The organism is Haloplanus salinarum, from assembly GCF_009762275.1.
GTDB classification, from domain to species: domain Archaea; phylum Halobacteriota; class Halobacteria; order Halobacteriales; family Haloferacaceae; genus Haloplanus; species Haloplanus salinarum.
Genome location: NZ_CP034345.1, coordinates 1895295 through 1907900, shown reverse-complemented (window position 1 = coordinate 1907900; position 12606 = coordinate 1895295). Strand labels below are relative to the sequence as shown.

Sequence of the window (12606 nt, the reverse complement as noted above, 5' to 3'; positions counted from 1 at the left end):
GGCCGTCCCGCTCCGATCCACGGCTCGCGCGCCCGCCGTCACACCGGGAGGACGGCCCCGGCGATCAGCGAGCCGCCGATGCTCGACACCGCGAACGCGCCGATGCCGAGTGCGAGCAACAGGAACAACAGTACCCACCAGAACGGAACCGCGTTCGACTCTGCCATATCCGCCCGTTGGTCCGGCGTCCCAAATGGTTTCCCGTTCACCCGAGGAGCCAGCGGAGGAAGCCGGTGCGCTCGTCCGCGTCGTCACTGTCGTCCGATTCGTCGGATTCGTCGCCAGCGGTCGCAACGTCCTCGTCCGATTCGTCGGATTCGTCGAGCGTGACCGTCCCCGTCTCGCCGGTGACCTCCTCCCAGTCGGCCGATCCCTCGTCGTCGCCGGCGACGGCCTCGGCGTCGACGACGACGACGCCCTCGGGGTCGGTCGGTGACGTCGGTTCGTCGGTCGTCACGGTGATCGAGTCGTCGCCGGTTAGCGCGACGGCGAGCCGGCGGTACGCGGCGGTCGCCGGTGACGACGGTGCGGCGGTGACCAGCGGTTCCCCGTCCGCGGCCGCGGCCGCCACGGCCGGGTCGTCGGGGATCGATCCCAGCACCGCGACGCCGAGGCGGTCGCCCACCGACGCGGCGTCCGTCTCGGCGCCCGTCCGTGTCACGACGACGCCGGTCACGGGCGTCCCGAACCGAGTCGCCACCTCGTGGGTTTTCGCCGTGTCGCCGATCGCCCCCCGCTCGGCCGTCGACACCAGCACCACCTCGTCGGCGACCCGGAGCGGTTCGACGCTGTCGTGGCTCAGTCCCGCCGAGGTGTCGAGCAGGACGACGTCCGCGTCGAGGGCCTCGAGGACCGCCGGTAGCCCCTCCGGATCGGCCTTCCCGAAGTCGTCGAGGTCGTCCGAGGCGGGGAGGACCGACAGGCCGACTGGCCCCTCGCGCACGGCGGTCGCGACGTCGGCCGTCCCCGCGAGCACGTCGTTGAGGGTCGCCCCCGTGTCGACGTCGATGCCGAGAACGCCCGCCAGATTCCCCATCCCGAGGTCGACGTCCACGACGACCGTCTCGTGTCCCGCCCGGGCGAGGACGGCCCCGAGGGTGGCCACCGTGGTCGTCTTGCCGACGCCGCCTTTCCCGCTGGCGACCGCGTACACCCGGGTCATCTCGTGGTGAACCTCCGCCGACGGCCATATAACTCTACTCCCCGATCACGGCCGACGCCCCCAGTCAAAGGTTACTTAGCCGCGGGCGGGGCTAGGAACACCAATGAGTACCGACACGCAGGACGCCGACGACGACCGTCGGAAATACGAGTTCCGGAAGGTCATCGAGGACCTGAAGGAGTACGAGGGCTCCGGCACCCAACTCGTCACCATCTACATCCCGCCGGACAAGCAGATCTCTTCGGTCGTCGCCCACGTCACCCAGGAACACTCCGAGGCCAGCAACATCAAGTCCAAACAGACCCGGACGAACGTCCAGGACGCCCTCACGAGCATCAAGGACCGCCTCCGCTACTACGACACCTACCCCCCCGAGAACGGCATCGTCATCTTCAGCGGCGCCGTCGACGCCGGCGGCGGCCAGACCGACATGGTGACCAAAGTGCTGGAGAGCCCCCCGGATCCCATCCAGTCCTTTCGCTACCACTGTGACTCCGATTTCCTCACGGAGCCCCTGGAAGGGATGCTCTCCGACAAGGGGCTGTTCGGCCTCATCGTCCTCGACCGCCGCGAGGCGAACGTGGGCTGGCTGAAGGGCAAGCGCGTCGAACCCGTCAAGAGCGCCTCCTCGCTCGTCCCCGGCAAGCAGCGGAAGGGTGGCCAGTCCGCCCAGCGGTTCGCCCGCCTTCGTCTCGAAGCCATCGACAACTTCTACCAGGAGGTCGCGGAGATGGCCAACGACCTGTTCGTCCCGGAGCGACACGACCTGGACGGCATCCTCGTCGGCGGCCCCTCGCCGACGAAAGACGAATTTCTAGACGGCGACTACCTCCACCACGAACTCCAGGACCACGTCGTCGGCAAGTTCGACGTGTCCTACACCGACGAATCGGGGCTCTACGACCTGGTCGACGCCGCACAGGACGTCCTCGCCGACCAGGAGATCATGAAGGACAAGGTCCAGATGGAGGAGTTCTTCGAGAATCTCCACTCCGGCGACCTCGCCACCTACGGGTTCGAGCAGACCCGCCGGAACCTCGTCATGGGGTCCGTCGACCGCCTGCTCATCAGCGAGGATCTCCGCAAGGACGTGGTCGTCTACGACTGCGACGGCGTCGAGGAGTTCGAGGTGATCGACCGCCGCAACTCGACGCCCGACCACGAGTGCGAGGACGGGAGCGAGGCCGAGGTGCAGGAACGCGAGGACGTGATCGAACACCTGATGTCCATCGCCGAACAGCGCGGTACCGAGACGAAGTTCATCAGTACGGACTTCGAGAAGGGCGAACAGCTCTACGACGCCTTCGGCGGCGTCGCCGGCATCCTGCGGTACTCCACCGGCATCTGACCGCGTCGCTTTTGACGGTCGCCGTTCCAGCCACGACCCCATGTCCCTCCTCCGCCGACTGCTCGCCCGGCGCGACGACGCCCCCCTCTTCGTCGCCGTCTCACTCGTCGCCGGTCTCGCGCTGGCGACTTACCCCGCCGTCGACTGGTATCTCCGCGCCATCGGGGTCGCCCCCCGCTTTGGGTTCTGGGACTTCGGCGCCTACGCCAACGCCGTCGACCGCTGGGTCGCCGGCGAGTCGCTCTACGCCCGCAACGACAACGGCGGCTACCACGGCAGCTACCTCTACCCCCCGATCGCACTCCTCGCGTTCGTCCCCTTCCGTCTCGCCCTCGACTTCCGTCCCGCCGCGATCCTGTGGACCGCGTGTGCGGTCCTCCTCCTCTGGATCGCGATCCAGCGACTCGTCGGCGCCCTCGGCGTCCCCCTCCGTCCCCGGGAGCGGGTCGCGATCCTCCCGCTCGTCGCCGGCTTCCAGCCGGTGCTCCTCGCGGTCAAACTCGGACAGACCGCCGCCGGACTGACAGCCCTCCTCACCCTCGCCGCGTCGGCGTCGCTCCGCGGCCACTCGCATCTCGCCGGCGCACTCACCGCCTGCTGTGGCGTCGTCAAACTCCCGTACGCCCCCGCCGGCGCCCACCTGCTCGGCGACCGGGACCGCTTCGCCGGCGCCGTCGTCGGCGGCCTCGCCCTCCTCGCGCTGTCCGTCCTCCTCTTCGGCGTCGAGGCCCACCGGACCTTCCTCGACGTGCTCGCATGGGGGGTCGAGACGGGGAGCGTCGCCCGGTCTCCACGTATCTGGCTTCCGCCGTACTACCGACCGCTGTACGACGTACCGTACGGCCTGGCGATCCGCGTCCTCGCCAGCCTCGCCATCGTCGTCGGCGTCCTCCGGGCCTCCACCGACGCCGTCCGCGAGGTGACTGCCCTCGGCTTCGCCGCCGTCCCCCTGCTCGCACCGCTGACTTACACCTACTACTTCGCGGCCGCCCTCCCCGCCGTCGTCCTGCTCTTGGCCGCCGAACTGGACCGCCCCGACGGCCGCCCGACCGTCCCCGTCGTCGGCCTCCTCTTGCTCCACGTCCACTCCTACGGCCTCCGAACGGCCGGTCTGCTGCTCCCCGAGTGGGTGCCCGGACTCCTCATCCAGCCGGGGCTCTGGGGGAACCTCCTGCTGGTCGGCCTCGCGGCCGCCCGCGTCGCGGCCGCCGGCGGGACCGACCTCGGAGCGGCCCGCTCGCTCGCGTCCGCGGTCGGCCGGCGCGGGGATTAACGGAGGAGTTCGGCCAACTGCCGGCGGCGACGGTCGAGGTCGACGTGCGGGTCGACCGCCGCGTCGCCCGCCAGTCGGTCGAGCGCCAACAGGACGTCAGCCCCCGCCCGCTCGGCGTGGGCACAGCAGGCGTCGACCGCGTCCCGACGGAGGGCCAGCGAGTCGAGGAGGCCGAGCGCGAGCGCCAGTGCCGCGCCCGCCTCGCCGCTCGGGAACGCGGGGTGGACCGTCGAGAAATCGGGTGACTCGGTGTCGGCGTCGACCGCGTGCGTCCGGAGACAGGTCGGACAGATGGCGGCGGCGTCGCCGGCTTCGGGCGCGTGCTCGCGGAGCGCCGGCGGCACGCGAAAGGAGAGCGTGGCGGTGCCGCAGGCGGGACAGGGCATCTAGTCGTCGGCGGTGACGGGGTCGGCGGCCTCCGCTTCCTCCTCGGCGTCGTCTTTCTCCTCTTCCTCTTTCTTGGCCTTGATCTTCTTCAGGCGGAAGATCTCCTCGCGCTCCTGCTCTTCGAGTTTCTGCTCGATGTACTCCTTGTTCTCGTGGAGGTCGGGCAGGAGTTTGAACTCGAGGGCGTTGACGCGGCGCTTGGTGGTCTCGATCTCGGTCAGCATCTTCTTCATCGCCGTCTCCACCTCGGCGGCGAGGATGATGGATTCGAGGAGTTCCTCGTAGGCGTCGGCCGCCTCGTCGATGCGGGCCGAGGAGCCGAGCAGGCCGTAGCCACGTTGATCGAGGCTCTTTCGCACGCGCGAGGACTCGATCTGGGGCACGACCACGCCCATGATGTTCTTCGACTGGGTCGTGATCTCCGGGTGCTCCTTGAGCGCGGCGGCGGCGCCGCGAACGGCGACGTCGCCCTCCATCGCCCGCGCCATGTTGATCTTTCGCTGTGCCGTCTCGTAGTTCGCGTCGAGGTCCTCGCGGATGTCCTGGGCCTGGTCCAGGATGTCCATGAACTCCATGATGAGGCCGTCCCGTTTCTGTTCGAGCGTGTCGTGCCCCCGCTCGGAGAGTTCGATCCGGTCCTCGATCGCCATGAGGTTCTTGCGAGTGGGTTTGACGTCCTCGGCCATTGGTGAAGGGTTGTGGTCCGAACCTCTTATCCTTTTATTGTCCGCCGGCTCGCCACCCCAGTCCCCTGCGCTCGACGCGGTCCATCCACGCCACCACGACGACGTGTGGCAGCGTCAACACGGCGATGAAGACAAGATACAGCGCCGCGAGCGTCTCGGGGGCGGTGTCCACCCCCGCGACGACGCCCACCGCGACGAGGAGGACGACCGACACGGCGGTCAGCGGCAAGGCGTCCCGTCCCGTCCGCCGGAGCGCCGAGACCGGCCCCCGGGTCGCGAGCGCCTCCCGTGCCCCCTCGTCCACCCCGACCAGCCGGACGACGTGTCGCAGCGAGTGCCACACACAGAAGTACACCCCGATGGCCACGAGCGGCGGGACGACGAGGAAGTACGCCCACAGGAGCAGCGTCTCGCCGGCGTCGCGGCGCCACTCCTGCCCGCCACCGTTCCGGTAGCCCGCCAGGAGCGTCCCGACGGTCAGGACCGCGAACCCGGCCCCGAGCCCGAGGCGCACGTCGGGGGCGACCAGCCACGCCGCGTCGAGTCCGCGGCCGAACAGCGCCACCCACGCGTCGATCACCGCGCGGTAGCGCTCGGGGAATCGGAGTACGGGCACCAGCATCGGCAGGCCGCCGCGAACGAGCAACGTTCCCGCGCGCACGCCCGCGCCGTCCAGATGATCGCCCCCCAGCACGTCGAGCGCGTAGAGGTCGCCCTGCCCCCAGTGGAGCCACGTCAGGCCGACGAAGAGCGCGGCCGACGCGGCCGGCGCGACCACCCACAGCGCGGCGTAGACCCCGCCGAGCAGGAGGTAGCCGAGGCCGACCGCCGTCATCGACCGGACCGTCGGCACCCGCCCCGCGACCCGGGCCGGCGCCAGGTGGTCTACGGCCCCGTGTGGCAACCCGAACAGCAGGAGGCTCGCGGCTAGCGGGAGGTAGCGCACCACCGGCGGGAGCGACGGGCGGGCGCCCGCCGCCGCCGCGACGCCGACGCCGAGGGTCAGCGCCGCGACGACGGCCCACGCGGGCCGACAGCCCACGGCGTGCATGAACGCCGCCAGGTCCGGATCCGACGCCCCGTCCGCGTGCGATCCACCCATCGGTCACCCCGAATCGCCGGTCGCCGGCGCCGTGTCGTTCGCGTACCGGTCGCTCACCCACCGGTAGAGCACCAGTCCCTGGACGACGAAGCAGTTGGTCACGAGGAAGAAGAGGGCCTCCTCGACGGGGAGGCCCGCGAGTGTGACGCCGGTCGTGTACCGCTCCGAGAGGACCCAGATCCCGTACTCGATGGCGACCCGGTCGGCGACACAGAGATACGTCGTCGGTACGAGGACGCCGAGCGCGACGAGTCGCCGCCGCGCCCACAGCTGTGGCGCGCCCACGACCCACTGGAGCGCCAACACCGGCGCCGCCCACGCGAGGATCGCCCCGAGGTAGAACGTCGCCGGCGTCCCGAGCGCCGCCCAGCCGCCGACACCGACCGCGACCGCGAGCGCGAGGCCGACCAGCCGGCCGCGGATCGGTGCCCCGACCGTCGGCCACTCGCTCGGCAGCGACAGGTGCGAGAGCCACAGCGCCGTCAGCCACGGCTGGACGAGGATGAACAGGTACTCCTCGACCGGCGCGTGTCCGAGCGTCGCGAGCGTGCTCCCCGGCGCGTACGACCAGACCCCGTTCGCGATGAGGTAGTTGTCCCACGGCGTCGTGTACACGAGCGCGACGACGGTGATGACCGCGACGCCCGACCAGTATCCGCGTCCCCGGAGCGGCCGGACGGCGGCGGCCGCCCGCGGCCGACTCGCGAACGCCGTCGCGACCAGCAGGCTCATGGCCGGGAGCAGAAAGGCGAGGTGGAACTGGAGGTAGGTCGGTCCGGTCATCGGTGTTCAATCCCCGTCGCCGTCGCGCGAAACGGGTCGGTGGCGGTTGGCTCGGCCCGCGTATAGCTTCTGGGGTCACGCTATCACGAGCGGAAACGCCACCCCGTCCGCCGGCGTGGGACCGCCCGTCTCCGGGCGTGAGGCACCGTCGTGACCCATCGGCGTAAGCGGGATACACAGTCAGTTCGGGTCCGGCGGTGCGTGTCGCCGTCGCTGGGCTGCGCCGAGCCGGTCGGAGAACGTGCGAGTGGCGGAGTTAGTCCGCCGTCGCCTCTTCCTCGACGGCCGCGTCGTCGTAGTACTTCTCGATGAGTTCCTCGTCGATCCGGTTGAGCTCCTCCTTGGGGAACGTCGAGAGGAGGTCCCAGCCGATGTCGAGGGTTTCGTCGATGTCGCGGTTCGTATCGAACCCTTGGTCGACGAAGTCGCTCTCGAAGTCGTCGGCGAAGTCGAGGTACTTGTTGTCGCGGTCCGACAGCGCCTCGCGGCCGACGATGTTCACCAGGTCGCGCAGGTCCTCACCCTCCGCGTACGCGGCGTACATCTGGTCGGAGACGTCGGCGTGGTCCTCGCGGGTGAGGCCCTCGCCGATCCCGTCGTCCATCAGGCGCGAGAGCGAGGGGAGCACGTTGACCGGGGGCTGAACGCCCTGGCTGTTGAGGTCGCGGTCGACGTAGATCTGCCCCTCGGTGATGTAGCCCGTCAGGTCGGGGATCGGGTGGGTGTCGTCGTCGCCGGGCATCGTGAGGATCGGGATCTGCGTGACCGACCCGTCACGGCCCTGGATCCGGCCCGCCCGCTCGTAGAGCTGGGCCAGGTCGGTGTACATATACCCGGGGTAGCCACGGCGTCCCGGGACCTCCTCGCGGGCGGCACCGATCTCGCGGAGCGCCTCGCAGTAGTTGGTCATGTCCGTCAGGATCACCAGCACGTGGTAATCCTTGTCGAAGGCGAGGTACTCGGCGGTCGTCAGGGCCATCCGCGGCGTGACCGTCCGCTCGACGGCGGGGTCGTCCGCGAGGTTCATGAAGACCACGGAGCGTTCGAGCGCGCCGGTGCGCTCGAAGTCGTCCATGAACTCGTTTGCCTCCTCGGCGGTGATCCCCATCGCGCCGAAGATGACGGCGAACTCGGAGCCGTCGCCGCCCTCCTCCTCCTCCTCGGGGACGCTCGCCTGTCGCGCGATCTGGAGCGCGAGTTCGTTGTGCGGCAGCCCCGATCCGGAGAAGATGGGGAGCTTCTGGCCGCGCACGAGGGTGTTCATGCCGTCGATGGCGGAGACGCCGGTCTGGATGAACTCCTCGGGATACTCGCGGGCGTAGGGGTTGATCGCCGCGCCGACGATGTCGCGGCGCTCGTCGGGCTCGATCGGCGGCCCGCCGTCGATCGGTTCGCCCGACCCGGAGAGCACGCGACCGAGGAGGTTCTCGGTCAGCTTCATCTTCAGCGTCTCGCCCTGGAACCGGACGAACGCGTTCTTGTCGATGCCGGACGTGCCCTCGAACACCTGGATGGCGACGAGTCCGTCCTCCGATTCGAGCACCTGGCCGCGCCGGATCTCGCCGTCGGCGGTCTCGATTTCGACCATCTCGTCGTAGCCGATGGGCTTGTCGACCTCGGCGAACACCAGCGGGCCGCTGATCTCGGTGATCGTCTTGTACTCTTTCATATTAGTACAGCTCCCGGATCTGCGCCGCGATGTCGTCTTTCAGTTCGTCCATGTACGCCTCGTACTCCTCCTGGACGCCGATGCGGTTGATGCGCGGCAGGGCGTCGATGTCCGTGATCTCCTCGACGGGGACGCCGGCTTCGAGGGCGTCGAACGCCTCGTCGTTGAACGTCTTGATCGTCGTGAGGATCAGGTAGGTCTTGTCGGGCTCGCAGTACGTGTCCACGTCGTGGAACGCGTTCTGCTGGAGCCACGCCTCGCGGAGGTACCGTGCCACTTCGAGGGTGAGCTGCTGGTCCTCCGGCAGGGCGTCCTTCCCGACGAGCTGGACGATTTCTTGGAGTTCGCCCTCCTCGTCGAGGGTGTCGACCGCCCACTGGCGGACCTCTGCCCAGTCGTCGGCGACGTTCTCCTCGAACCACGGGTCGAGCTGCTCCCGGTAGAGGGAATACGACTCGTTCCAGTTGATCGAGGGGAAGTGCCGGCGCTCGGCTAGGTCGGCGTCGAGCGCCCAGAAGCACTTCACGATCCGCAGGGTGTTCTGGGTCACCGGCTCGGAGAAGTCCCCGCCCGGGGGACTGACCGCGCCGACGACCGAAATCGACCCTTCGGTGCCGTTGATGTTGTCGAAGTAGCCGGCGCGTTCGTAGAACTGGGAGAGCCGTGCGGCGAGGTAGGCGGGGTAGCCCTCCTCGCCGGGCATCTCCTCCAGCCGCGAACTGATCTCGCGCATGGCCTCCGCCCACCGCGAGGTGGAGTCGGCCATCAGCGCCACGTCGTAGCCCATGTCGCGGTAGTACTCCGCGATGGTGATACCCGTGTAGACACAGGACTCCCGGGCCGCGACCGGCATGTTCGACGTGTTGGCGATGAGCGTCGTCCGGGCCATCAGCGGGTTCCCGGTCTGCGGGTCGGGCAGTTCCGGGAAGTCCTCGATGACCTCGGTCATCTCGTTGCCGCGCTCGCCACAGCCGATGTAGACGACGATGTCCGCGTCGGACCACTTGGCGAGTTGCTGCTGGGTAACCGTCTTGCCGGAGCCGAAAGGCCCCGGAATCGCCGCCGTGCCGCCCTTGGCGATGGGGAACAGGCCGTCCTGCACCCGCTGACCGGTCAGCAGCGGCTCGGTCGGCGTCTTCTTGTCGCCGGCGGGCCGGGCCTCGCGGACCGGCCACTCCTGGCGCATCCGGATCTCCTCTCCGGTGTCGAGTTCGGCGACCGTCTCCTCGACGGTGAACTCGCCGTCCTCGATGGCGACGACCTCGCCGCCCTCGGAGTCCGGCGGGACGAGCACCTTGTGTTCGATGGTCACCGTCTCCGGCACCGTGCCGATCACGTCGCCGGGTTCGACCTCGTCGCCCTCCTCGACCTCGGGGGTGAACTCCCACTCCTTCTCGAGGTCGATCCCGGGCGCGTCGACCCCGCGGTCGAGGAACGCGCTGTTCATCTTCTCCTGGAGCACGTCGAGGGGGCGCTGGACGCCGTCGTAGATGGTGTCCAGTACCCCCGGTCCGAGGTCGACGGTCAGCGGGTCGCCCGTGTTCTCCACGGGTTCACCCGGAGCGACGCCGGAGGTCTCTTCGTACACCTGGATGGTCGTAACCTCGCCTTCGATCTCGATGACTTCGCCCATCAGCCCTTCGTCGCCCACGTAGACGACGTCGTTCATTCGGGCGTCGAGATCGACCGCGGTCACGACCGGGCCACTCACGCTGTCGATGATCCCGTCCTCTCGGACGGTCGTGTCTGCCTGACTCATGTTAGTCTTCCTCCATCAGGTCGATACCGATGGCTCGCTTGATCTGCTCGCGCAGGCCGCCGCTGCCGGCGCCGCCACCCAAGGTGACGAGCACCGGTTCGATACTGCCCTCGACTGCCTCCCGGGCCTCCCGGGAGAGATGCGCCATGTCGTCGTCGTGCATCACGACGATGCCGACGTCGTCGTCGTCGAGCGTCCGCATGACGGCCTCGTCGAGCGCGTCGTCTTTCTCCTCGTCCGGTACGTTCTCGAACTTCCGTACGCCCGCGAGTCGGAAGCCAGTGGTGAAATCGGGGCTCCCGATGACGGCGATCTCCTGGCTCATAGGATCACCAGTTCCTCTTCGATCTCCTCTTCGGACAGTCCGGCCTCGCGGCCGCGGGCGATGGCGCGGATGTTGTCCACCTCGCGCTCCTTGGCGAGGATGTAGGAGATAACCGGCGCCACCGACAGCGGGTGGATGAAGCCGAGCCGATCCGAGTATTCGAGCAACGCGACGTCGAGCGCCCGCTCGAAGGAGATCAGGCTGTCCGCCTCCTCGAACTCGTCGAGCGCGCTGTCGAGGTCGTCGCCGTACGTGCTGTCACGGATCGTCGCGACGAGCTCCTCGACGTTGCCGCCGATGGCGCTCAACTGACTCGCGCCGAACAGCTGTCCGCCCGCGATGTAATACTCCGAAGGGTCGACGTCGGCCCCACTTCGGGCCAAGCGAAGCGCGTTCCGCGCGTTGCGGAAGTCGATCTCCGCTTCGAGGAACTCCCGGTAGGTCTGATTGGCCTCGCCGCCGGGCAGGTCCGACAGGAGCTGTTCGTAGAAGACGCGGTCGACCGCGTTCTCCAGCGGGACGAGGACGCCCGACTCCTCGTACTCCTCCAGCGCCCCGCGGAGCGGGTCCGCGAACATCGTCCGGTCGAGCAGGTCGATGACCTCCTCGATGGACCCCGCGTCCAGCAGGCGGTCGAGCAGGCGCTCGTCCATCTCGCCGGCCCGGATGAGGTCCGTCTCGACCTCCTCGCGGTCGGCGTCGGAGTAGATCCCGCGAAGCACCGTCTTGACGTTCCACGCGTCGAACTTCCGCAGGTACCGGGCGATCAGGTCGTACAGCCGACCGTCGGCCCAGTCCAGCAGGTCGTTGAAGTGCTTCGCGAGGTTCCGGTTGAGTGCGTACTCGATGAGGTCGACCCCCGAGTGTCGCGCCCCGAGCGCGTTGATCTCGCGCTCGTACTCCGACTCCTCCATGAAGCGGGCGATCTCCGACGGCCCCATCCGAATCAGTTTCCGGTAGTCCTCGTCGCTGAACAGCACCGAGCGTCGCGACCGGACGCGGGTGGTGACGTACTCCGGATTCGAACTGCCGGGGCTCGTGCTCATCGCTCGAACAGTCGGTTGCTCAGTTCCTTCAAGTTGTCCTCCCAGACCGTCTCGAGGAGCGAGTCGAAGGTGTTGTTCACGCGGACCCGCGACTCCTCGCTCTCGACGACGACGCCGCCGAGACAGTCGTAGGTCCCGGCGACGCTGAAGCCGTCGTACTCCTCGAGCAGGTCTTCGAGCAGCGCCTCGTCGTCGGCGCGACCGTACACCGACACCGACTCGCCCTCGTCGAACTCCTCGGCGGCCGCGTCCAGCAGCGACGCGGTGAGCGACCGACGGCGCTCGCCCTCGATCCCGGCCAGGGTCTCCTCGACCGCCGACCGCACCTCTTCGAGCGCGTCGCGTCTGGCCTCCAGCCGGGCCTGCTTGGCCTCGAGCTTCGCGCTGGAGACGGCCTGTTCGCGCTTCTGGGCGATCTCCCGCTCGACCGCCGCCTCGCGTTCCTCGCGGATCTCTTCGGCGTCGGCCTCGGCATCCTCGACGATCTCGCTCGCCCGCGTTTCGCCCTCCTCGCGGATTTCCTCCGCACGCGCGCGGGCCTCGTCCCGGATGTCCTCGGCGACTGTGTCCAAACTCATAGTGGAGAGAACTGGGTGGAGTTAGCTACCCGCGCTGAACATCGCCTCGAAGAATTCGGCGGTGTCCCACGGAATCCCCGTCGTGAGGAACAGGGTAACCAGCGCCAGGATCACGAGTGTCTCCGGCAGGACCGTGAGGATCAGCCCACGGACGAACATGTCGTCGTCCTCGGCGACGGCGCCGACGGCGGCCGCACCGATACCTCGCTCCGCGTAGCCCGCGCCGAGCGCCGCCAGCCCGACCGCCAGCGCGGCGGCAGCCTGTGCGGGGATCAGCGGGAACGACGTGGCGTTGTTCTGCAGTACGACCGTCGCGAGTTGTGAAGTAGCTTCGAGCATTGGGTTCACTTCGGGTTTCCGAACAGGCACACGTCCGTTCAGACTGGGCATAAAACTTCCCAAAAGAGACGGGCACTCTGGCCGTTGGAACCGCTGATTTCGGCCGATTCCATGGGATTCGTTCACAGCGCTCTCGGTGTCCCCTCGGC

At 68.6% G+C, this 12606-nt stretch carries 14 protein-coding genes; 2 read left to right on the top strand and 12 right to left on the bottom strand.

All coding sequences use genetic code 11. The annotated features are described in order from the left end of the window. Positions 1-38: 38 nt before the first annotated feature. Positions 39-167 (bottom strand): hypothetical protein, encoded by a 129-nt coding sequence (locus EI982_RS18925; RefSeq protein ID WP_257628097.1) that lies wholly within the window; start codon positions 165-167, stop codon positions 39-41. Between the two features lie 38 nt (positions 168-205). After that, positions 206-1162 carry a nucleotide-binding protein gene (locus EI982_RS11165; RefSeq protein WP_157689780.1) on the bottom strand — a complete coding sequence of 319 codons (957 nt, stop codon included), beginning with the start codon at positions 1160-1162 and terminating at the stop codon, positions 206-208. Positions 1163-1265: 103 nt separating this feature from the next. Here EI982_RS11165 and prf1 point away from each other — a divergent pair, with 103 nt between their 5' ends. Together prf1 and EI982_RS11155 are read left to right on the top strand one after the other, a co-directional pair. After that, positions 1266-2510 carry a peptide chain release factor aRF-1 gene (prf1, locus tag EI982_RS11160; RefSeq protein WP_157689779.1) on the top strand — a complete coding sequence of 415 codons (1245 nt, stop codon included), beginning with the start codon at positions 1266-1268 and terminating at the stop codon, positions 2508-2510. A 40-nt stretch (positions 2511-2550) separates the two neighbouring features. After that, positions 2551-3783, top strand: a complete 1233-nt coding sequence (locus EI982_RS11155) for a glycosyltransferase family 87 protein (RefSeq protein ID WP_157689778.1) — start codon at positions 2551-2553, stop codon at positions 3781-3783. Here EI982_RS11155 and EI982_RS11150 read toward each other — a convergent pair. The 10 genes from EI982_RS11150 to EI982_RS11105 all read right to left on the bottom strand — a co-directional run bounded on the left by EI982_RS11150 (position 3780) and on the right by EI982_RS11105 (position 12457). Then, positions 3780-4169, bottom strand: a complete 390-nt coding sequence (locus tag EI982_RS11150) for a DUF6276 family protein (RefSeq protein ID WP_157689777.1) — start codon at positions 4167-4169, stop codon at positions 3780-3782. The genes EI982_RS11155 and EI982_RS11150 overlap by 4 nt on opposite strands. Beyond that, positions 4170-4856, bottom strand: a complete 687-nt coding sequence (locus EI982_RS11145) for a V-type ATP synthase subunit D (RefSeq protein ID WP_157689776.1) — start codon at positions 4854-4856, stop codon at positions 4170-4172. It lies immediately after the preceding gene. Positions 4857-4890: 34 nt separating this feature from the next. Continuing rightward, entirely contained in the window at positions 4891-5958 is a 1068-nt protein-coding gene (locus EI982_RS11140) for a Brp/Blh family beta-carotene 15,15'-dioxygenase (RefSeq protein WP_157689775.1), read from the bottom strand. A 3-nt stretch (positions 5959-5961) separates the two neighbouring features. Then, entirely contained in the window at positions 5962-6741 is a 780-nt protein-coding gene (locus tag EI982_RS11135; RefSeq protein WP_157689774.1) for a lycopene cyclase domain-containing protein, read from the bottom strand. Positions 6742-6997: 256 nt separating this feature from the next. Beyond that, positions 6998-8410, bottom strand: a complete 1413-nt coding sequence (locus tag EI982_RS11130; protein ID WP_157689773.1) for an ATP synthase subunit B — start codon at positions 8408-8410, stop codon at positions 6998-7000. Between the two features lies 1 nt (position 8411). Next, positions 8412-10169: an ATP synthase subunit A gene (locus EI982_RS11125; protein ID WP_157689772.1), complete on the bottom strand. Its 1758-nt coding sequence runs from the start codon at positions 10167-10169 to the stop codon at positions 8412-8414. A gap of 1 nt (position 10170) precedes the next feature. After that, entirely contained in the window at positions 10171-10494 is a 324-nt protein-coding gene (locus tag EI982_RS11120) for a V-type ATP synthase subunit F (protein WP_157689771.1), read from the bottom strand. After that, positions 10491-11540: a V-type ATP synthase subunit C gene (locus EI982_RS11115; RefSeq protein ID WP_157689770.1), complete on the bottom strand. Its 1050-nt coding sequence runs from the start codon at positions 11538-11540 to the stop codon at positions 10491-10493. Before EI982_RS11115 ends, EI982_RS11120 begins: the two co-directional genes overlap by 4 nt. Next, the gene (locus EI982_RS11110) at positions 11537-12118 is read right to left on the bottom strand and encodes a V-type ATP synthase subunit E (RefSeq protein WP_157689769.1); all 582 of its coding nucleotides are present in this window, start codon (positions 12116-12118) and stop codon (positions 11537-11539) included. The genes EI982_RS11115 and EI982_RS11110 overlap by 4 nt, the downstream gene beginning before the upstream one ends. A gap of 21 nt (positions 12119-12139) precedes the next feature. Then, on the bottom strand, positions 12140-12457 hold the full coding sequence (locus tag EI982_RS11105; protein ID WP_157689768.1) for an ATP synthase subunit C-like protein: 318 nt from the start codon (positions 12455-12457) through the stop codon (positions 12140-12142). Positions 12458-12606: the final 149 nt, after the last annotated feature.